We start from the raw sequence: 1,983 nt of genomic DNA, 5'->3' as shown, positions 1-1,983 counted from the left end.
TCTATTATTTTTTCGCTAAATTTACGCAACAAACTATAAGCACAAAGCCGTTGGGCTTAATTAAAAAAACAAACTAAATGCAAATAACCGAATTACTGAAATTAACCGAATGGTTTAGTGATTATATTATTGATAATGGAGTTCCTACAAAATATACAGCTCTTTATAATCAAATGAATGCAAATATTCGGAGAAATAATAACCAACAACTTGTTCCTTTTGAATCACAAAAAGAAAGTCTAATTGAATCAATAGTGGGAATAAATTTTCAATCTTTAAGTCTCGAACAAATTAACTTTCTTGATAAACTTGAGATTACAGATCTTATTGGAGAATCTGGTGTTCGAAAAATTGAGCAAATTTTAATTGAGAACAGTTTAGATATAGCAACTGCTACAAGTAAAATAAAAGAATCTTCCGATATAATTACTAAAGCACAGTCAACAATTAAAGAGTTACAAACTACTTTATATAAATCATTTGAAATTGAAGAGAGTGAAGAAGTTGAAGATGATAAAGTACTAATGCGAGTTTATTTTCAAAATGATGTTTCAATTGAGAATTTAACAGATTTTAAAAAGCTAAGTGCGACTTGGTATGATATAGGTAGAGGAATTGCAATGGCTCAAGATAAAAGTCCAGAAGATTTTAATATAATTGGAGCAAAAAAAGGTTCTATTATTATAGAAATGGCTGTAATTGTTGGACTTGCAACAAGCGTTAGTAAAATTCTACTTGAGTCTCTAAAGGTTGCTGACAGATTTATCAATGTACTTAAACAAGTAGAAGAACTTAAAGGATTAAAACTTGGGAACAAAAAAATTGCTCAAGAACTGAAAAAAGAAGCTGAAAAAGAGAGAGATGAAGGAACTGCTACTATTTTAGAAAATGCTATCTCAGACTTGAAACTAAATGCTGAACAAAACGGAGATAAAGTTACCGCTTTAGGAAAATCAATAACCAAACTAATTGCATTTACTCAAAACGGAGGAATTGTGGACTTTGTGCAACCTAATGAGCCTGCAGAAGATGATGAAAATGCAGAAATAAGACAAGAAATTCAACGATTGAAAACAAATATTGGGGAAATAAGACTTTTGGAAAGTCAAATAAAGTTATTAGAAAATAAAGTAAACGGAGAAAATAACTAAGCCCAACACTATATATAGCTCATAGGGAGCTTTCTAGCTTTAGAAAGGGCAGAGATTAATGATTGACCGCCAAATGTAAAATTTGGCTATTAAAAAAATAAAATTTCAATACAAAATGTTTACATTTGGCTAAGAGATTTCTAAAAACAAACTGCTAGTCCTCTCCCCTACGAGCTATATATTTAACGTTGTGTATAAGCGAATTCCGAATCTATAAAAGCTGTATCTTGGCTTTGAAAACATGTTGATTGATTCCCACAACTCTAAAATATGTTGGATTGACTCCCTAATCTATTACTTGATAACTTTGCACGCAAAACTTTGTCGGTGGATTGATTCGCAAATCTATAAAATGACGGTTGGATTCTTTAAACTCAATATTTTATATCCGTCGGTTTGCTATCACTTCCGTTTCGGTTGGATTGAACCCCACGAAATCGCAATAAAAAACAAGAAAAATTTTTGAGTATTTTAAGTCATTATTGTTGCTCTTTCTTTTCTGCTGGACTTGACTCATAAAACGATTACTTAGGTCTCGGTTGGATTGACTCGAACGAATTGATAAGGACAATGAATAGAAAACAAGCCTATACACAACACTAGCTATAGTTTATTTGGGAGGTTCTGCTGAAATGAAATTTCCTGCTTTCCACTAAGCCCGCCAAAAAATTGGTTTTGTTTGGTAAAAATGATAAATTTACAAAGAAAACAAAAGTTCTGGCTATATAGTAAATGAAAGTGTAGTGCTTTCTAAACCCAAACAAAACCATAGCCTCAACGTTAGCAAAAACTTTAGAAATCACTCAGGCGGAACTAATTTTGAGTTAAAAAT

General features: G+C 31.5%; 1 protein-coding gene. It reads left to right on the top strand.

Going from position 1 to position 1,983, the window contains the following annotated elements:
* Positions 1-77 precede the first annotated feature (77 nt).
* The gene (locus P2G10_RS12695; RefSeq protein WP_275316968.1) at positions 78-1,151 is read left to right on the top strand and encodes a hypothetical protein; all 1,074 of its coding nucleotides are present in this window, start codon (positions 78-80) and stop codon (positions 1,149-1,151) included.
* Positions 1,152-1,983 lie beyond the last annotated feature (832 nt).

The sequence above is a fragment of the Tenacibaculum bernardetii genome, from assembly GCF_029125915.1.
Lineage (GTDB): Bacteria > Bacteroidota > Bacteroidia > Flavobacteriales > Flavobacteriaceae > Polaribacter > Polaribacter bernardetii.
Note: the sequence above shows the minus strand (reverse complement) of the source record. Positions and strands in the feature narration are given on the sequence as shown.